The organism is Nocardia thailandica NBRC 100428, assembly GCF_000308795.1.
GTDB lineage: Bacteria > Actinomycetota > Actinomycetes > Mycobacteriales > Mycobacteriaceae > Nocardia > Nocardia thailandica.
The window spans coordinates 13,072-30,721 of sequence record NZ_BAGK01000074.1; the positions used below are offsets into that span (position 1 = coordinate 13,072).

Sequence of the window (17,650 nt, forward strand, 5' to 3'; positions counted from 1 at the left end):
ACCCCGGCCCGGCGGCGCGCACCGCGCCCACCGCCGGGCCCGGTCCCTCTAGGCTGAGGCCATGATTACCGCGATCGTGCTGATCCAGGCCGACAACTCCCGTATCCCGGAGACCGCGCAGGCGCTCGCCGACACCGACGGCGTCGCCGAGGTCTACTCGTGCGCCGGGGACGTCGACCTGATCGCGATCGTGCGGGTGCGCGACCACGAGCGGATCGCCGAGGTGGTCACCGGCGGGATCGACAAGGTCGCCGGGGTGGTGCGCACGACGACGCACATCGCGTTCAAGTCCTACTCCAGCGCCGACGTCGAGGCCGGATTCTCCCTGGGGGAGTAGCCGTTCAGTTCTCGTCGAGGGTCTGGGTGAGATCGGCCCAGGTCGCCAGCAGCTTCGCCGCCGCGCCGCTGTCCACCGCGGCCGCGGCGCGTTCGGTCGCCGCGGCCAGGGCCGCGTCCAGGTCGAGGTCGACGTCGCCGACCCCGCGCGAGAGGTCGTAGGCCACGATCGCGGCCGCGGAGTTCAGCAGCACCGCGTCGCGCACCGGGCCGGGCTCCCCGGCGAACACCGCCCGCGCGACCACCGCGTTGGCCTCGGCGTCGCCGCCGCGCAGCGCGTCCAGGTCGACCCGGGGCACCCCGATGCGGGTCGGGTCGAGCACGGTCTGGCGGATGCGGCCGTCGTGCACGATCCACACGTCGGTCAGGTCCGAGGTGGTGATCTCGTCGAGGCCGTCGCGGCCCCGCACCACCAGCGCGCTCGCGCGGCGCTCGGCGAACACGCCCGCGATGACGGGCGCGAGATCGGCGAACGCGCACCCGACCAGGCCGGCGCGCGGCTGGGCCGGGTTGGTCAGCGGGCCGAGCACGTTGAACACGGTCGGGATGCCGATCTCCTTGCGGGCCGGGCCCGCGAACCGCAGCCCGGAGTGGAACAGCGGCGCGAAGCAGAATCCGATCCCCGCCTCGCGCACGGAGCGGGCCACCGACCGCGGGCCGAGGGTCAGCTTCACCCCGAGCGCCTCGAGCACGTCGGCGCCGCCCGCCTTGGACGAGGCCGCCCGGTTGCCGTGCTTGACCACCGGCACCCCGGCCGCGGCCACGACCACCGAGGACATGGTGGAGATGTTGACCGAGCCGGAGCGGTCGCCGCCGGTGCCGACGATGTCGACGGCGTCGCCGTCGATGGACACCAGCCGCGCGTGCCCGAGCATGCCGGTGACCAGCCCGGCCAGCTCGGTCGGTGTCGGGCCCTTGATCTTCATCGCGACACCGAAGGCGGCGATCTGGGCGGCGGTCGCGTTGTCGGTGAAGATCTCGTCGATCACCCAGGTGGTGTCCTCGGCGGCCAGGTCGCCGCCGTCGGCGAGGGTTCCCAGGACCTGCGGCCAGCTGCGCACGCTCATACCTTCTTGTCTTCTCGTTGCACCCGGGCGCGCCGGATCTCCTCCGGCGAGCAGCTTATGTCGTGCAGCTTAGTGAGGCGCAGCAGTCGTGGGGGGCTGCAGCGCGTCCCAGCCTTCGGCGACGCCGTCGTGGCGCTGGGCCAGGCCCGCCATGCGGGAGCGCTCCTGCGAGCAGTGCAGCGGGTCGAGCACCTGCACGCGGCGCAGCAGCACGTCGACGAGGCCGTCCTCGCCGGGCAGGCCCGGTTCGCCCTGCACGGTGTAGCCGTCGTACCCGGCGATCTCGGACGCCTCGGCGACCCGCCCGGCGGGCAGCCGCAGATGATGACGCAGGACCGCGGGCGCGTCCCGGTCGAGGCCGGTCGCCCGGTCCAGGGCCGCCGAACACGCCTCGGCGTCGTCGAAACTCGCCGCGACCACCACCAGGTCGTCCCGGTCCGGGTCGAGCGGCTCGTCCCCGCCCCCGCCGAAGAGCCGCCGCCACATCCGCACCACGACCATCGCCGCCTCCTCGTCTCAGCTTCTCCTTATCCGCACGTGCCATCCTGGCAGTCGGGCGCGGGGGAGCCAACACGCCGATCGGGCCTGTCACACCCCGTCTGTCCGTGGGTTTTCCGACCCGCGGGACAAAGTTTCGTACCCGGGTTCATCTGTCGTACTACGAAGAGTCATACTTACCCCGTGACGACCGCAGTAGGCACCCCAGGATCGGCCATTACTCAGCGTGTGCATTCGCTGAACCGGCCCAACATGGTCAGCGTCGGAACCATCATCTGGCTGTCGAGCGAGCTGATGTTCTTCGCCGGCCTCTTCGCCATGTACTTCGTTGCGCGCGCGCAGGCGCACGGCAACTGGCCCCCGGAGCCGACCGAGCTCAACATGAAGCTCGCCGTTCCGGTGACGGCCGTGCTGGTCGCTTCGTCGTTCACCTGCCAGATGGGCGTGTTCGCGGCGGAGAAGGGCGACGTGTTCGGCCTGCGCCGCTGGTACCTGATCACCCTGCTGATGGGCGCGTTCTTCGTCGCCGGCCAGGGTTACGAGTACTTCCACCTGGTCGAGGAGGGCACCTCGATCTCCAGCAGCTCCTACGGCTCGGTGTTCTACATCACCACCGGCTTCCACGGCCTGCACGTGATCGGTGGTCTCATCGCCTTCGTGTTCCTGCTCGTGCGCACCACGCTCAGCAAGTTCACGCCCGCGCAGGCGACCGCCGCCATCGTGGTGTCCTACTACTGGCACTTCGTCGACATCGTCTGGATCGGGCTCTTCGCCACGATCTACTTCGTCCGCTAGGCGCGGGCGCACAGCATTTGCACAAGTCGGTTCCGTCTACTCCAAAGGGACACAGATGAGTTCATCTCCCCCGTCGGCCCAAGAGCCCGCCGGCCCCGGCACCGGTCAGGCTGCCAAGATCCGCAAGCAGCGGCGCCTTCGCCGTCGTATCGCGGGCGGTCTCGCGTTGCTGGTGGGTCTGGTCGGAGCCGGCTTCCTGGCCACCGCGGTCACCCCGGACGCCCAGGTCGCCACGGCGCACGAGGACCAGTCCGCGCTCATCCGCGAGGGCAAGCAGCTCTACGAGACCTCCTGCATCACCTGCCACGGCGCCAACCTGCAGGGCGTGCCGGACCGCGGCCCGAGCCTGATCGGTGTCGGTGAGGCCGCCGTCTACTTCCAGGTGTCCTCCGGCCGCATGCCGATGACCCGCAACGAGGCCCAGGCCGAGCGCAAGCCCGTCAAGTTCGACGCCCACCAGACCGACGCCCTCGGCGCCTACGTCGCCGCCAACGGCGGTGGCCCCTCGGTCGTGCGCGACGCGAACGGCGAGATCGCCCAGGAATCGCTGCGCGGTGACGACATCGCCCGCGGCTCGGAGCTGTTCCGCATGAACTGCGCCTCCTGCCACAACTTCACCGGCCGCGGCGGTGCCCTGTCCGGCGGCAAGTTCGCCCCGCCGCTCGAGCCCGCCAGCGAGCAGCAGATCTACGACGCCATGCTCACCGGCCCCCAGAACATGCCGAAGTTCTCCGACCGGCAGCTCTCGCCGGAGGAGAAGCGCGACATCATCGCCTACGTGAAGAACGCCGCCGAGGAGCGGTCGCCCGGCGGCTGGGACCTGGGTGGTTTCGGTCCGGCGACCGAAGGCCTCGCCATGTGGGTCCTCGGCATCACCGCCGTGGTCGGCGCCGCGATGTGGATCGGATCCCGGACATGACCCGTCAGCGCCCGGAGATGGCAGCCTGTGTCACCGCGCAGGGCGCCGGGGCATGGCCGATGGATACCGCCATGACCCGTCAGCGCCCGGAGACGGCAGCCTGCGTAACCGCGCAGGGCGCCGGGGCATGGCCGATTGGACAGAGCTCATGAGTGGAACGGAGCACAACGACATGGGTCGGGAACCGACCGCGGACGAACTGGACGCGATGACGCAGGACGAGCTCGTCGAGCTCGGCACCGGGCGTGACGGCGTCGACGTCGCCTACCGTGGCGAGCGGTGGCCGGTGCCCGGCACCCGCGCCGAGAAGCGCGCCGAGCGCGCGGTGACCTTCTGGTTCGCCGTCTCCGGCATCGCCGCCGCCGTGCTCATCGGCGTCTTCCTGTTCTGGCCCTGGGAGTGGAAGGGCTACGGCGAGGAGGGCCACACCGCCTACTCGCTGTTCACCCCGCTGGTCGGCCTGAGCTTCGGTATCGCCGTGCTGGTCATCGGCATCGCGGTCGTGCTGATCCGCAAGAAGTTCATCCCCGCCGAGATCTCCATCCAGCAGCGCCACGACGGTCCCTCGGACCAGGTCGAGCGCGCCACCCTGGCCGCGGAGCTGTCCGACGCGCTGGCGACCTCCACCCTGGGCCGCCGCAAGATGATGCTCGGCACCGCGGGCGCCGGCGTCGGCGTCCTCGGCATCGGTGCCGCGCTGGTGTTCATCGGCGGCATGATCAAGAACCCGTGGGCCAAGGGCGACAAGTCGCCGCTGTGGGTCTCGGGCTGGACCCCGGACTACCCGGGCGAGACCGTCTACATCCGCCGCGACACCGGCCGTCCCGAGGACGTCGTCCTGGTGCGCCCGGAGGACCTGGACGCCGGTGGCATGGAGACCGTCTTCCCCTGGAAGGAGAAGTGGCGCGGCGACGAGCACGCCACCTTCCAGTCGCTGCGCGGCATCCGCAACGCGGTCATGCTGATCCGTCTGCGCACCGAGGACGCCGAGAAGGCCATCAAGCGCAAGGGCCAGGAGAGCTTCAACTTCGGCGACTACTTCGCCTACTCGAAGATCTGCACGCACCTGGGCTGCCCCACCTCGCTGTTCGAGCAGCAGACCAACCGCATCCTGTGCCCCTGCCACCAGTCGCAGTTCTCGGCCACCGAGTGGGGTAAGCCGGTCTTCGGTCCGGCCGCCCGTGCGCTGCCGCAGCTGCCGATCACCGTCAACTCCGAGGGTTACCTGGTCGCCAACGGCGACTTCATCGAGCCGCTCGGACCGGCCTACTGGGAGCGTCGTTCATGAGCAGCATGCTCGCCAACCAGGCGAACGAGATGGACGAGCGGTATCGCGCCGCCGCGTTCGTGAAGCGGTCGATCAACAAGGTCTTCCCGACCCACTGGTCGTTCCTGCTCGGTGAGATCGCCCTCTACAGCTTCATCATCCTGTTGCTGTCGGGCGTCTACCTGACCCTGTTCTTCGACCCGTCGATGAGCGAGGTCGTCTACAACGGCGCCTACCAGCCCCTGCGCGGCGTCACCATGTCCCGTGCCTACGAGACGGCGCTGAACATCTCCTTCGAGGTGCGCGGCGGCCTGTTCGTGCGCCAGGTGCACCACTGGGCGGCGCTGCTGTTCGCGGCGTCGATCATCGTCCACCTGTTCCGCATCTTCTTCACCGGCGCGTTCCGCAAGCCGCGTGAGGCGAACTGGGTCATCGGCTCGCTGCTGCTGATCCTGGCGATGTTCGAGGGCTTCTTCGGATACTCGCTGCCCGACGACCTGCTGTCCGGTACCGGTCTGCGCGCCGCGTTCTCCGGCATCACCATCTCGATCCCGGTCGTCGGCACCTGGATGCACTGGCTGATCTTCAACGGTGACTTCCCGGGCGACATCATCATCCCGCGCCTGTACGTCGCGCACGTGCTGCTGTTCCCCGGCATCATCCTGGCCCTGATCGCCGCCCACGTGGCGCTGGTCTGGTACCAGAAGCACACCCAGTTCCCCGGCCCCGGCCGGACCGAGAACAACGTCGTCGGCGCCCGCATCGTGCCGGTGTTCGCCGCCGACCAGGGCGCGTTCTTCGCCTTCACCCTCGGCATCGTCGGCATCATGGGCGGCGTCCTGCAGATCAACCCGATCTGGAACCTGGGCCCGTACAACCCGTCGCAGGTCTCGGCCGGTTCGCAGCCCGACTTCTACATGATGTGGACCGACGGCATGGCCCGCCTCATGCCGCCGTGGGAGCTCTACCTGGGTCGCTACACCATCCCGGCCGTGTTCTGGGTGGCGCTGATCATGGGTCTGGTGTTCACGCTGCTGATCGCCTACCCGTGGATCGAGAAGCGGCTCACCGGCGACCACACCGCGCACCACAACCTGCTGCAGCGTCCGCGCGACGTGCCCGTGCGCACCGCCATCGGTGCCATGGCCATCGCGTTCTACGTGGTGCTGACCCTGTCGTGCGTCAACGACATCCTGGCGCTGAAGTTCGACATCTCGCTGAACGCCACCACCTGGATGGGTCGCATCGGCATCCTGATCGTGCCGCCGATCGCCTACTTCGTGGCGTACCGGTTCTGCATCGGCCTGCAGCGCAGCGACCGCGCGGTCCTCGAGCACGGCATCGAGACCGGCGTGATCAAGCGCCTGCCGCACGGTGAGTACATCGAGGTGCACCAGCCGCTCGGCCCGGTCGACGACCACGGCCACCCGCTGCCGCTGGAGTACCAGGGTGCCGCGGTGCCGAAGAAGATGAACAAGCTGGGTTCGGCGGGCAAGCCGGGTCTGGGTTCGTTCCTGCGTCCCGACCCGAAGTCCGAGTCGGACGAGTACTTCGCGAACGAGCACGCCGAGGAGCACCGCATGCTCACGGCGCTGGCCGAGGAGCAGGCCCGCCAGGGCGGCGGCTCCGACGGTCACCACTGATCGCGGTAGTCACACCGAGAACCGGGCCCCGAATCGTCACGATTCGGGGCCCGGTTCCGTTGTCGGAGGAAGCGACTCTCCGCGTGGGTGTCGCGGTCAGAGGCGGGGGACCGCGCGGCGGGCGGTCTCGATGGCCTCGAACTTGGCGAGGTTGTGCCGGGCGTCGGCCAGCGCGTCGTGGGCGTCGGTGGGGATCGGCGGAAGGGCGGGGCGGCCCGCCGACTCCCAGTGCTGGCGCAGCTCGTTGGTGTAGCGCGGCAGCGTGTTCGGCAGCTTGGTCATGTCGCCCCACAGCTGGCACAGCGCCACGTGGTCGTAGGCGCCGACCCAGGCCCACAGCTCGGGCACGATGCCGGGCCGGGGGAGGAAGAACTTCAGCAGGTCGTCCCGGATCCGTTCGCGGGTGCGCCACAGCGGCGAGGTCTTCGGCGGCAGCTTGGGCAGCACGTTGCGGCGCACCCAGGGCCCGGCCCGGCCCGCATCGAATTCGGTGGAGACGGCGTAGTACTCCCGCCCGTCCTCGCAGACGACACCGATCGAGATCAGATCGATGGTCACGCCGTCCTCAACGAATTCTGAATCGTAGAAATATCGCAAGAAACCTGCCCTCGAGTTAGGATCCCGTCGGCTTGTCGATGACCGGGGGTGACCGCTGTGTGCGCCGTCGTGGATTGTAGTCGCGGCTCGATCGCGCTCGGGATGTGCCGCAGGCACTACGACCTGGACCCGCTCGGGATCCGGCAGAAGTGTGCCGTCACGGGCTGCCTCCGCCCCGCGACCCCCAAGCACGGCATCTGCCGCCCGCACGTGGTGCAGGTACGGCGTTGGGGGAGCGTCGAGGCCGCGCCGGGCCGCGGTGCGCCCGGCAGGAAGCGGAAGAGTGTGTTCGACGCGCGGCGGGTGTCGTCGTCCGGGTACTGGATCGTTCGCCTGGCAGATGGCGGATGGAAGCTGGAGCACCGCCTGGTCATGGAATCCGCACTCGGCCGCGAACTCGCACCGGGGGAGAACGTGCACCACATCAACGGGGACAAGCTCGACAACCGTCCGGAGAACCTCGAACTCTGGCTGAGGCGGCAGCCGTCCGGGCAACGGGTGGCCGATCTGGTCGAATGGGCGCACACGATTCTCGATCGGTACGGTGACCTGGGACCGGAGATCGTCGGTCCCTGTGCTCGCGGAGCTGCTCCGCGCCGACGGTGACGTCGTCTCGGCCGGGCGGCTGCGCGAGAAGGTCCGATCCGGTCACACCGGGGATACCGGCGTGGTTCGCCGCGCCGTCATGACGCTGCGCCGCAAAATCGGTGACCGGACAGTGATAGTCACCGTCCCCGGAATCGGGTATCGGATCAGGTGACCCTGGACTTCCTCACAGGAACCGAACAGCTGGAACGGTCACAATGGCGCGGGTGCGGGTACTGGTGGTCGAGGACGAGACGGTGCTGGCGGACGCGATCGGGGACGGTCTGCGGCGGTACGCGATGGCGGTGGACGTCGTCTACGACGGGGACGCCGCGCTGGAGCGGGTGCCGGTGCACGACTACGACGTGGTGGTGCTGGATCGGGACCTGCCGGGCGCCTCGGGGGACGAGGTGTGCGGGTGGATGGTGGCCAACGGGGTCGGGAGCCGGGTGCTCATGCTGACGGCGGCGGCGGGCGTGCCGGACCGGGTCGCCGGTCTCGGCCTCGGCGCCGACGACTACCTGACGAAACCGTTCGCCTTCGCCGAACTCGTCGCCCGGGTGCAGGCGCTGGGCAGGCGGGCCCGGCCCGCGGCGCCGCCGGTGCTGGCCAGGGCGGGCCTGCGGCTGGACCCGCACCGGCGGACCGTCACGCTGCACGACGCGCCGGTCACGCTGTCGCGCAAGGAGTTCGCCGTGCTGGCCGAGCTGCTGCGGGCCGACGGCGGGGTGGTGTCGGCGGAACACCTGCTGGAGAAGGCCTGGGACGAGCACATCGACCCGTTCACCGGCGTCGTCCGCTACACGGTGATGATGTTGCGCCGCAAACTCGGCGACCCCACCCTGGTCGCGACCGAGCCGGGCGCCGGCTACCGGATCCGATGAGGCGGCCCCGCTCCACCATCCGGCTGCGCCTGACCCTGCTCTACGGCGGCTCGTTCTTCGTGGCGGGCGCGGTGCTCATCGGGCTGATGTACCTGTCGCTGGAACAGTGGCTCGACAGCAGGCCGGTGGGCGCCGCGCACCTGACGATCACCCGCAACCTGGTGGTGCGCGAGCAGTTCCCGGCGGCCGACCGTCTCGCCGCCGCCATCACCGAACAGTCCGAACAGGAACGCCGCGACGTGCTGCGCGCGATGCTGCTGTCCTCGCTGACCGCGCTGGTCGTCGTCGGGGTCGCGGCGGCGGGCTTCGGCTGGCTGCTGGCGGGCCGCGTGCTGGCGCCCCTGCAACGGGTCACCGCGACGGCGCGCCGGGTCGCCGACCGCAGCCTGCACGAACGGATCGCCCTGGACGGACCACCGGACGAGATCAAGGACCTCGCCGACACCTTCGACGCGATGCTCGAACGCCTCGACCGCGCCTTCGACAGCCAGCGCCGGTTCGTCGCCAACGCCTCCCACGAACTGCGCACACCGCTGGCCATCAACCGCACCCTGATCGAGGTCGCCCTCGACCGGCCCGATCCACCGGAATCGCTGCGCCTGCTCGGGCAGACCCTGCTCGAGGTCAACGCCCGCCACGAACGCCTCATCGACGGGTTGCTGCTGCTGGTGTCCAGCGAACAACTCGACCTCGATCGCCGCCCGTGCGACCTGGGCGCGCTGACCCGGCACGTCGTCGCCCTCGCCGCGCCCGACGCCGAGGCCGCGGGGGCGCGGCTGCGCTGCGCGGCCGCGCCCGCCCCGGTGGCCGGGGACCCGGTGCTGCTCGAACGGCTGGTGCACAACCTGGTCGACAATGCCGTCCGCTACAACGTCGCCGACGGGGAGGTCCGCGTCGACTGCGCTCCCGTCGGCGACACCGTCCGCCTGACCGTGCGCAACACGGGGCCCGCGGTGCCGGAGTTCGAGGTCGAGTCGCTCTTCGAGCCCTTCCGCCGCGCGGCCGCCACGACCCGGCGGGCGGCCGCGCCCGGGTCGAACCGCGGCGCGGGACTCGGCCTGTCGATCGTGCGATCGGTGGCCCGCGCGCACGGCGGGTCGGCGGCGGCCCGGCCCGGGACCGACGGCGGTCTGGTCGTCACCGTGACGGTGCCCGGGTGTGCTGCGGTGCCGGACGCGGAATCCGCCGCCGACCGCCCCTGACCGCGGGCGCGGTTCCCGGCACGGCGGGCCGGGAACCGCGCGGCGCTCAGTAGGAGCCGCAGTGCTCGAGCACGTCGGTCAGCGCGGCGTGGCCGCCCTCCGGCCCTTCCTGGATGATGATCCGCCGCTCGCCGCCCTCGTGCCGGTCACTGTGCTCGCCGCGCTTCTGCAAGATCATCACCCGGCGCTGGTCCGGCGCCACGGCGAGCAACTCGCCGAGGCGGGTGCGGAACTCCGGATGCTGCGCGAAGCGCTGGGCGAGGGCGGGCGCGCGCTCGGCGAGCGCGGCGTCGATCTGGTCCAGCGAACACGTGGTGTCGAGCAGGGGATGCGGCCGGTCGCCGGGGTCGGCGGCGGCGGTGCCGAGGGCGCCCGCCGTGGCGGCGGCCACCAGGACCGCGCCGAGGAGGGCGCGGGCGAACACTGCGGCTGTCGTTTTCCTCGTCATCGTGGAACGGCCTTTCTCCGTGGTGCGGCCGCGGGATCGCGGCTCGCCCGCCAGTCCACCGGACCGGCCGTTTGCCGGGCGTGAGGAAACCCGGCGGGGGAGGGCGATTCCCACCCCATGGTGGATGTACTTACACGCCGGGCGGTCCGTATTCTGATCTGGTGACCTGGACCGTCGACGTACCCATTGACCGCCTGCCGGAACTGCCGCCGCTGCCCGCCGCGCTGCGCACGCGACTGGACGACGCGCTGGCGCGGACCGCCCTCCAGCAGCCGTCCTGGGACGAGGGCGAGGCCGCCGCGATGCGGACCGTGCTCGAGAGCGTGCCGCCGATCTGCCTGCCCGCCGAGGTCGAGGAGCTCAAGACGAGCCTCGCCGAGGTGGCCCGTGGCGAGGCGTTCCTCATGCAGGGCGGCGATTGCGCGGAGACCTTCGCCGACAACACCGAGCCGCACATCCGCGGCAACATCCGCACCCTGCTGCAGATGGCCGTCGTGCTCACCTACGGCGCCAGCCTGCCGGTGGTCAAGGTCGCGCGCATCGCCGGCCAGTACGCCAAGCCGCGCTCGTCGGACACCGACGCCCTCGGCCTGAAGTCCTACCGGGGCGACATGGTCAACTCCCTCGTCGCCGACGAGGCGCTGCGCCGCCACGACCCGTCGCGCCTGGTCCGCGCCTACGCCAACGCCAGCGCCGCCATGAACCTGGTCCGCGCGCTCACCAGCGCGGGCACCGCCGACCTGCACAAGCTGCACGACTGGAACCGCGACTTCGTCGCCAACTCCCCGGCAGGCGCCCGCTACGAGGCCCTGGCCGAGGAGATCGACCGCGGCCTGGCGTTCATGACCGCCTGCCGCGTCAACGACCCCAGCCTCAAGACCGCCCGGATCTACGCGTCGCACGAGGCGCTGGTGCTGGACTACGAGCGGGCCATGCTGCGCCTGAGCGAGAGCGAGACCGGCGAGCCGCTGCTCTACGACCTCTCGGCCCACTTCCTGTGGATCGGCGAGCGCACCCGCCAGCTCGACGGCGCCCACATCGCCTTCGCCGAACTGCTCGCCAACCCGATCGGCCTCAAGATCGGCCCGAGCACCACCCCCGACCAGGCCGTGCAGTACGTCGAGCGCCTCGACCCCAACAACGAGCCCGGCCGCCTCACCATCGTGGCCCGCATGGGCAACACCAAGGTCCGCGAGGTGCTGCCCGCCATCATCGAGAAGGTGCAGGCCACCGGCCACCAGGTCATCTGGCAGTGCGACCCGATGCACGGCAACACCCACGAGTCCTCCACCGGCTTCAAGACCCGCCACTTCGACCGCATCGTCGACGAGGTCCAGGGCTTCTTCGAGGTCCACCGGGCCCTGGGCACCCACCCCGGCGGCCTGCACATCGAACTCACCGGCGAGAACGTCACCGAATGCCTCGGCGGCGCCCAGGACATCTCCGACCTGGACCTCGAGGATCGCTACGAGACCGCCTGCGACCCCCGCCTCAACACCCAGCAGTCCCTGGAACTGTCGTTCCTGGTCGCGGAGATGCTGCGGTAGACGGCCAGGACGCGCGGTTCGTGCGGTCGACAGCCGTGCGTACGGCCGTGAGATTCGGGCAGCAGACGGTACAGTTCGGTTGACACACAACGGACTACAGGGGAGCTGTCGGCCATATGGGCGTTGGGCACGACGGTGACCGGATCGCGGACTCGCGGGATACCGAACGTGATCTGGGGGCCGGCGGCGACATCATTGATATCGAACGTGAGGACCTGGGTACTGCGGACGGTGCGCCTTACGACCCCGAGCGGATCGATGTGGTCACCAGGACTCCGACCGTCGCCTTGATTCTGTCCCGATTGAACAGGGGCACCATCGACCTGCAACCCGACTTCCAGCGGATCGCGGGCATCTGGAGCGAATCCAATCAGAGTCGACTTATCGAGTCGATCCTGTTGAGGATTCCGTTGCCCGCCTTCTACGCCGCCGAGATACCGGATCTCGGAGAAGGGACCGACCGGTGGGCGATCGTCGACGGCATCCAACGGCTCACAGCGATCGTGCGGTTCATGGCGCCTTCTGCCGATTTCCCACCGCTGACGTTGAGCGGCCTCAACTACCTCGATTTCAACGGTAAGCGCTTCGGGGACCTTCCCGGGCGGTTACAGACACGGCTCGAGGAAACCGAGATCGTGCTGCACCTCATCCGGAAGGGAACGCCGGACGAGGCCAAGTTCAATATCTTCGCGCGACTGAACACCGGTGGTCTGCCCCTGACCACCCAGGAGCTGAGGCACGCGCTCATTCCGGGCCGGGCACGGGAACTCTTGGCCGAGCTGGCCGGTTCTCAGGTGTTCCGCGAAGCCACGGATAACTCGGTGGCGAAGGGGCGAATGGCCGACCGGGAAATGGTACTGCGGTTCCTCGCCTTCAGGATCACCGATCCGGAGAAATATCGGGAGAAGGACTTCGACAAGTTCCTCCGAGACGCCATGCGGCAGATCAATCAGCTGGACGATGCCGAAATCCTCCGGTTGCGCGGCGAATTCCTCTTCGCAATGGTCTTCGCGCATGACATATTCGGGAAGAATGCCTTTCGAAAACAATATCAGGAAAATGCGCCACGGTATCCGGTGAACAAGGCCCTGTTCGAGGCACTGTCGGTCGGGTTCGCGCGTCACCAGGGTCACGTCCGGCGGATCGCGGGCGAGCCGGACCGGTTCGCTGCGCGCTTCCGCGCGTTGTGCGGCAACGATCCCCGGTTCGACCGATCGATCTCGGTCAGTACCGGTGATCCGGCGTCGGTGCGATACCGGTTCGCGAAGATCGAGCAGTTGCTGAGCATCGATGGCGAGGGGGACCTGTGATCGACGGCATCACGCTTCGGAATTTCAAGGCGTTTGCCGAAATCACCGTGCCGTTGAAAAGATTGACGTTGCTCACCGGGCTGAACTCATCCGGCAAGAGCACGGTTTTGCAGGCGTTCGCACTGATGCGGCAGGTGGAGTTCGTGCCGGGTATCGGTGGACACGCAGTCGCTCTGAACGGTGAATACGTCGAACTCGGACTTGGCCGGGACGTCCGGCACGAGGCATGGATCGGTGCCGGCGCGATCGAGGTCGAGTTGCACAGTGATGTTGTCGCGCCGGACGGCAGACGCGGGTGGGGGCACTGGTCCGCCGAGTACCGGGCCGAGGAAGACATGTTGCTGATCAGATCGGGGTCGGGTGCGATCCGCGCCTTGGAACCTCAGGGTGAGCCGGGGGGCGAACGTCGGCACCGGGTCGGTTACATCCCAGAGGCGATCACAGGCAGCGGCTTCCAGTATCTGCGGGCCGACCGGATCAGTCCGGCAGCGAGTTATCTCCGTTCGACCGTCGTGCAGAGCGGATTTCTCGGTGCGCGGGGAGAACACGCAGTGAACTATCTGCGTATCCACCAGGACGACGAGGTCGACCCGGCCCTACGGCACTCTGACGCCGTGGGGGTGACTTTGCTCCGCCAAGTCGAGGCATGGCTTGGTGATCTGTGCCCAGGGGTGAATCTCCAGGCCACGGGTATCGACGGCACCGACGCGGTACGACTGTCCTACAGTCAGGGCACCGCTGGGCTATCGTCGTCGAACCGGTACCGGCCGACAAATGTGGGGTTCGGCCTGACCTACGTCTTGCCGATTGTCATCGCCTGCCTCACCGCCCGCCGGAACGGGCTCATCCTGCTGGAGAACCCTGAGGCACATTTGCACCCCCGCGGCCAGTCCGCCATGGCGCAACTCATCGCCTGCGCCGCCGCAACCGGGGCGCAGGTCATCGTCGAATCGCACAGTGACCACGTGCTCAACGGACTGCGTATCGCGGTCAAACGCGGAGTTATCACGCCGGAAGAGTTGCAGCTGTTGTACTTTCGCATGGATGACAACGGGGTCAGGCGTGCGGATCCGATCACGGTGTTGCCCAGCGGGGCCATCGAGGCGTGGCCTCCGGGCTTCTTCGACGAGTGGGACCATGCGCTGGACGCGTTGATCGACTGATTCGGAGTAGGGCGGGGGAACAATGCCGGTGCTGGTCTGCCTCAACGAGCACTCTTGCACGACCGCGCTGTCCGAGGACCAGATCACCGCTGTCATGAGGCGATTCGTACGTGCGGTACGTGATATCGATCCGAAGCCGATGCTGGTGACTCCGATGCGTCTTCCGCACATCGAGTTGTCTCCGGGCTATCCGATGGCCCGCTGGGCCGACCGGAACAAAGACCTGTGGCGAGCACTGCGGCTGCTCCAGGACCGCGCACCGTATTCGTTCACGGAACTGGCTTCGCAGCAGGACGACGATCTCGATTACCACCACGGTGGAGTTCGGGTCGAGGGACTCGGGCTGGCGCACAGTCATGACGGTCTCGCGGCCAGCTTGCCGACGCACGAGCGGTGGGCGGCGTCGAGGATCGGGCTGGATCGAACCAGGATCGACGACGACACCGGTGACCTCGTCGAGGACACTGTGGAAGTGCGCCATCTGTCCTGCGCCGACCACATTCCCGTGCATCAGGACTGGTTCGATTCCGTGCGCCGGGCCGCGACGGTCACCCGCGGTGCCGAGTTGTGGGAACAGCGAGACGCGCTGTTCCCGGCGCTGACCTTCCTGCCGGAAGTCGCGCATCAATTGCAGCGCCTAGACAGTGCGTGGGTGCAGCCGGTGTTCAAGCGATTGCGGGAACTGCAGATCATGGTGGAGGACTGGCGCGCCGGAGATGCACGCGAACCGACCTGGCACAGCAAGGTCACCCCCGAGTACAGCGGACGTAGAGCGGAGTGCAGATTCACCGATCTCGATGGTGTGGTGCGAACCTTCGACACCCATCTGAGATTCCAGCCGGGTCCGGGGCGCCTGCATCTACGGATGGTGCACGAGCAACGCACGGTGCGGATCGCCTGGATCGGTCGGAAATTGGGGATCTGAACACAGGCATGGCACCTCAGCGATGGCCGCGACCGGGTTTGTCCGGCTTCTCTTCTCGGTCCGGGGCCTGATCTCTTCAAGGCAGGGCGGTCAGGGTGACCGTACTGCCTGCTTCCACGTTGGAGCCGAAGCCGGGGACCTGGCCGATGACCAGGGAGCTGTCGGAGTTGGTCAGGGACTTGACCTCGACCTGGAGGCCGAGCTGCTGGAGTTCGGCGCGGGCGGAGGAGACGGTGCGGCCCATGACGGCGGGGACCTTGACCGCGTTGGAGACCAGCAGGACGACGCTGTCGCCGGACTGCAGGGTGGTGCCGACGGCGGGTTCGGTGCCGATGGCCTTGCCCGACTCCACCGTCTTGTCGAACTGGGTGCGGGTCTCGCGGACGGCGAGGCCGGCCTGGGTGAGGGCGCGGGTGGCGTCGTCGGCCGACTTGCCCTTCACGTCCGGGACGTTCACCGGCTGGGAGCCCTTGCTCTTGTACACCTTGACCTGCGCGCCCATCGGCAGGATGGTGCCGGGCGCCGGTTCGACCCTGGCCACCGAGCCCTTGGGCGCGGTGCTGCCCGCCTCGCCCGCGTCGACCGGCTGCAGCCCGGCGTCGCGGATGGCCTGGTTGACTGCCGACACCTGGTCGCCGGGCTTGACCTCGGGCACGCGCGGCTTGCCGTTGGAGATGAGCACCGCGACCGTGGAGCCCTTGGTGAGCTTGGCCCCGGCCGACGGGTCGCTGCCGACCACCCCGCCCACCGGCACGGTGTCGGACGCCTTCTGGCGGAGTTCGGTCGCGAAGCCGGCCGCCTGCAACACGGCGGCGGCCTTCTCGGAGTCCATCCCGGCGATGGGCGGCACCGACGTGTAGCGGCCGACGCCGAGCCACCAGCCGCCGATGCCGACCACCAGGGTCAGCACGGTGACCGCGGCGGCCCAGATCAGGCCGTTGCGCCGGGCGTGCGGCGGTTCGGGCGGGCCGAAGCCGTGCGGCGGCTGGGGGGTGTGCGGCGGCGGGCCGAAGTCCTCGCGCGGCCGCTGCGCGGTCACCACCCGGGTGTGCTGGGGGCCGACGGGCGCCGGAACCGCGGCGGCGGCAACGGGATTCGGGGTCACCGCGGCCGGAACCGCGCTGGTGCGGAAACTCTCGCTCAGGTGCTCGGCGGAGTCGCGCGGCGCGGGCACCCGGTAGGCGGGCAGGTTCAGCGTCATGGCGATGCTCTGCAGCGCGGCCGCCATCTGATGGGCGTCGGCGTAGCGCTTCTCGGGGTCGCGCGCGGTCGCCCGCGCCACGAGCTCGTCGAATTCCGGCGGCACACCGCCGATGAACCGGCTCGGCGGCGGCACGTCGTTCTCGACCCGCTGATACGCCACCGACAGCGAGTTGTCGCCGGTGAACGGCACCTGCCCGGTGAGCAGCTCGAACACCAGGATGCCGAAGGCGTAGACGTCGCTGCGGGCGTCGGCGGTGCCGGTGGTGACCTGCTCGGGCGACAGGTAGGCGGCCGTGCCGAGGATCACGCTGGCCGAGGTCGTGTTGGCGGCGGCGACCGCCCGCACGAGGCCGAAGTCGGCGATCTTCACCTCGCCCGCGTCGGAGATCAGCACGTTCTCCGGCTTCACGTCGCGGTGCACCAGGCCCGCGTCGTGGGCCGTGCCGATGGCGCGCAGGACGGGCTCGGCGACCGCGCGCACCGCGTGCGGGGGCATGGGGCCGCGTTCGCGCAGCAGCTCGCGCAGGGTGCCGCCCTCGACCAATTCCATGATCAGGAACGGGTATTCGCCGTCGACACCCTGGTCGTAGACGGCGACGAGGCCGGGGTGCTTGAGCTTGGCCACGGCGCGCGCCTCGAACTCGAAGCGCGTCAGGAACTGGGGATCGCCCGCGAACTTCGGATCCATCACCTTGATCGCCACCGGGCGGTCCAGCCGTGTGTCCGTGCCGCGGAACACCATCGACATCCCGCCCCGCGCGATCGGCGCATCGATGCGATAGCGCCCTTCCAGCATCTGGCCGATCAAGTGATGTCCTCCGGCTTTCACGAACGTCTCACCCCTCGCGGCACTGCGACAAGCGACACGGCCGCGCTGTGCGGCCCCCACGATCGTAACCGGGCCGCCGTGGCATGCCAGCGGCTGCGCGCCGGAGCGCAGGGACTACCGTTGACCAGGTGAGTGCCATCCCTTGCAGTGACGATGTCCTGCCCGCCGACGAGACGCTGATCCCCCTGCCGGACGTGGCCGAGCAGCTGGGACTGCCGGTGACCAAGGTGCATCAGCTGCTGCGTGATCACCAGATCCTGGCGGTCCGGCGCGACGGCATCATGGCGGTGCCCGCGCGCTTCTTCACCGACGACGGCGAGATCGTGCGCATGCTGCCGGGCCTGATCACGGTGATGCGCGACGCCAAGTACACCGACGAGGAGATCCTGACCTGGATCTACACCGACGACGAGAGCCTGCCGGGTCGCCCGG

At 69.2% G+C, this 17,650-nt stretch carries 19 protein-coding genes; 14 read left to right on the plus strand and 5 right to left on the minus strand.

Annotated elements, in window-relative coordinates; all coding sequences use genetic code 11:
* Positions 1-61 precede the first annotated feature (61 nt).
* Positions 62-337: an Lrp/AsnC family transcriptional regulator gene (locus tag ON36_RS08225; protein ID WP_043649857.1), complete on the plus strand. Its 276-nt coding sequence runs from the start codon at positions 62-64 to the stop codon at positions 335-337.
* A 4-nt stretch (positions 338-341) separates the two neighbouring features.
* On the opposite strand, the gene trpD is transcribed toward ON36_RS08225, so the two are convergent.
* Entirely contained in the window at positions 342-1,403 is a 1,062-nt protein-coding gene (gene trpD, locus ON36_RS08230; RefSeq protein WP_052313758.1) for an anthranilate phosphoribosyltransferase, read from the minus strand.
* Positions 1,404-1,472: 69 nt separating this feature from the next.
* Positions 1,473-1,904 (minus strand): hypothetical protein, encoded by a 432-nt coding sequence (locus ON36_RS08235; RefSeq protein WP_043649863.1) that lies wholly within the window; start codon positions 1,902-1,904, stop codon positions 1,473-1,475.
* Positions 1,905-2,084: 180 nt separating this feature from the next.
* Between ON36_RS08235 and ctaE the strand changes: the two genes are divergently transcribed.
* The 4 genes from ctaE (at position 2,085) to qcrB (ending at position 6,525) form a co-directional block, all read left to right on the plus strand.
* Entirely contained in the window at positions 2,085-2,696 is a 612-nt protein-coding gene (ctaE, locus tag ON36_RS08240) for an aa3-type cytochrome oxidase subunit III (protein ID WP_043649866.1), read from the plus strand.
* A gap of 55 nt (positions 2,697-2,751) precedes the next feature.
* A complete protein-coding gene (gene qcrC / locus ON36_RS08245; RefSeq protein WP_169334686.1) occupies positions 2,752-3,615 on the plus strand; it encodes a cytochrome bc1 complex diheme cytochrome c subunit in 864 nt (287 codons plus the stop codon).
* Positions 3,616-3,787: 172 nt separating this feature from the next.
* Positions 3,788-4,903 (plus strand): cytochrome bc1 complex Rieske iron-sulfur subunit, encoded by a 1,116-nt coding sequence (qcrA, locus tag ON36_RS08250; RefSeq protein ID WP_157224820.1) that lies wholly within the window; start codon positions 3,788-3,790, stop codon positions 4,901-4,903.
* On the plus strand, positions 4,900-6,525 hold the full coding sequence (gene qcrB / locus ON36_RS08255; RefSeq protein WP_043649871.1) for a cytochrome bc1 complex cytochrome b subunit: 1,626 nt from the start codon (positions 4,900-4,902) through the stop codon (positions 6,523-6,525). Before qcrA ends, qcrB begins: the two co-directional genes overlap by 4 nt.
* A gap of 96 nt (positions 6,526-6,621) precedes the next feature.
* Here the strand turns inward: qcrB and ON36_RS08260 are convergent, their stop codons facing one another.
* Positions 6,622-7,122: a polyadenylate-specific 3'-exoribonuclease AS gene (locus ON36_RS08260; RefSeq protein WP_043649873.1), complete on the minus strand. Its 501-nt coding sequence runs from the start codon at positions 7,120-7,122 to the stop codon at positions 6,622-6,624.
* A gap of 285 nt (positions 7,123-7,407) precedes the next feature.
* Here ON36_RS08260 and ON36_RS35790 point away from each other — a divergent pair, with 285 nt between their 5' ends.
* From ON36_RS35790 to ON36_RS08280, 4 genes are read left to right on the plus strand one after another with little or no spacing between them, the layout of a single operon-like run.
* Entirely contained in the window at positions 7,408-7,728 is a 321-nt protein-coding gene (locus ON36_RS35790; RefSeq protein ID WP_218001178.1) for an HNH endonuclease signature motif containing protein, read from the plus strand.
* The gene (locus ON36_RS36880; protein WP_043649876.1) at positions 7,697-7,882 is read left to right on the plus strand and encodes a winged helix-turn-helix domain-containing protein; all 186 of its coding nucleotides are present in this window, start codon (positions 7,697-7,699) and stop codon (positions 7,880-7,882) included. The genes ON36_RS35790 and ON36_RS36880 overlap by 32 nt, the downstream gene beginning before the upstream one ends.
* Positions 7,883-7,934: 52 nt before the next feature.
* A complete protein-coding gene (locus ON36_RS08275; RefSeq protein WP_043649910.1) occupies positions 7,935-8,591 on the plus strand; it encodes a response regulator transcription factor in 657 nt (218 codons plus the stop codon).
* Positions 8,588-9,793 carry a sensor histidine kinase gene (locus tag ON36_RS08280; RefSeq protein WP_043649879.1) on the plus strand — a complete coding sequence of 402 codons (1,206 nt, stop codon included), beginning with the start codon at positions 8,588-8,590 and terminating at the stop codon, positions 9,791-9,793. The genes ON36_RS08275 and ON36_RS08280 overlap by 4 nt, the downstream gene beginning before the upstream one ends.
* 46 nt (positions 9,794-9,839) lie before the next feature.
* On the opposite strand, the gene ON36_RS08285 is transcribed toward ON36_RS08280, so the two are convergent.
* Positions 9,840-10,241: a hemophore-related protein gene (locus ON36_RS08285; RefSeq protein ID WP_157224819.1), complete on the minus strand. Its 402-nt coding sequence runs from the start codon at positions 10,239-10,241 to the stop codon at positions 9,840-9,842.
* A 161-nt stretch (positions 10,242-10,402) separates the two neighbouring features.
* Here ON36_RS08285 and ON36_RS08290 point away from each other — a divergent pair, with 161 nt between their 5' ends.
* The 4 genes from ON36_RS08290 (at position 10,403) to ON36_RS08305 (ending at position 15,186) form a co-directional block, all read left to right on the plus strand.
* Positions 10,403-11,788, plus strand: a complete 1,386-nt coding sequence (locus tag ON36_RS08290; RefSeq protein WP_043649881.1) for a class II 3-deoxy-7-phosphoheptulonate synthase — start codon at positions 10,403-10,405, stop codon at positions 11,786-11,788.
* Positions 11,789-11,904: 116 nt separating this feature from the next.
* On the plus strand, positions 11,905-13,098 hold the full coding sequence (locus tag ON36_RS08295; RefSeq protein ID WP_052313761.1) for a DUF262 domain-containing protein: 1,194 nt from the start codon (positions 11,905-11,907) through the stop codon (positions 13,096-13,098).
* The gene (locus ON36_RS08300; RefSeq protein ID WP_043649884.1) at positions 13,095-14,261 is read left to right on the plus strand and encodes an AAA family ATPase; all 1,167 of its coding nucleotides are present in this window, start codon (positions 13,095-13,097) and stop codon (positions 14,259-14,261) included. Before ON36_RS08295 ends, ON36_RS08300 begins: the two co-directional genes overlap by 4 nt.
* A gap of 22 nt (positions 14,262-14,283) precedes the next feature.
* Positions 14,284-15,186: a hypothetical protein gene (locus ON36_RS08305; RefSeq protein ID WP_043649886.1), complete on the plus strand. Its 903-nt coding sequence runs from the start codon at positions 14,284-14,286 to the stop codon at positions 15,184-15,186.
* A gap of 76 nt (positions 15,187-15,262) precedes the next feature.
* Here ON36_RS08305 and pknB read toward each other — a convergent pair whose 3' ends face one another.
* Positions 15,263-17,218 (minus strand): Stk1 family PASTA domain-containing Ser/Thr kinase, encoded by a 1,956-nt coding sequence (gene pknB / locus ON36_RS08310; RefSeq protein ID WP_085999589.1) that lies wholly within the window; start codon positions 17,216-17,218, stop codon positions 15,263-15,265.
* Between the two features lie 128 nt (positions 17,219-17,346).
* Here pknB and ON36_RS08315 point away from each other — a divergent pair.
* The coding region (locus tag ON36_RS08315) for an Rv2175c family DNA-binding protein (protein WP_043649891.1) at positions 17,347-17,650 on the plus strand (304 nt) is incomplete at its 3' end.

Coding starts and splice junctions, on each gene's coding strand:
- ON36_RS08225 (WP_043649857.1), top strand. CDS start 62: ATGATTACCGCGATCGTGCTGATCCAGGCCGACAACTCCCGTATCCCG.
- trpD (WP_052313758.1), bottom strand. CDS start 1,403: ATGAGCGTGCGCAGCTGGCCGCAGGTCCTGGGAACCCTCGCCGACGGC.
- ON36_RS08235 (WP_043649863.1), bottom strand. CDS start 1,904: ATGGTCGTGGTGCGGATGTGGCGGCGGCTCTTCGGCGGGGGCGGGGAC.
- qcrC (WP_169334686.1), top strand. CDS start 2,752: ATGAGTTCATCTCCCCCGTCGGCCCAAGAGCCCGCCGGCCCCGGCACC.
- qcrA (WP_157224820.1), top strand. CDS start 3,788: ATGGGTCGGGAACCGACCGCGGACGAACTGGACGCGATGACGCAGGAC.
- qcrB (WP_043649871.1), top strand. CDS start 4,900: ATGAGCAGCATGCTCGCCAACCAGGCGAACGAGATGGACGAGCGGTAT.
- ON36_RS08280 (WP_043649879.1), top strand. CDS start 8,588: ATGAGGCGGCCCCGCTCCACCATCCGGCTGCGCCTGACCCTGCTCTAC.
- ON36_RS08285 (WP_157224819.1), bottom strand. CDS start 10,241: ATGACGAGGAAAACGACAGCCGCAGTGTTCGCCCGCGCCCTCCTCGGC.
- ON36_RS08295 (WP_052313761.1), top strand. CDS start 11,905: ATGGGCGTTGGGCACGACGGTGACCGGATCGCGGACTCGCGGGATACC.
- ON36_RS08305 (WP_043649886.1), top strand. CDS start 14,284: ATGCCGGTGCTGGTCTGCCTCAACGAGCACTCTTGCACGACCGCGCTG.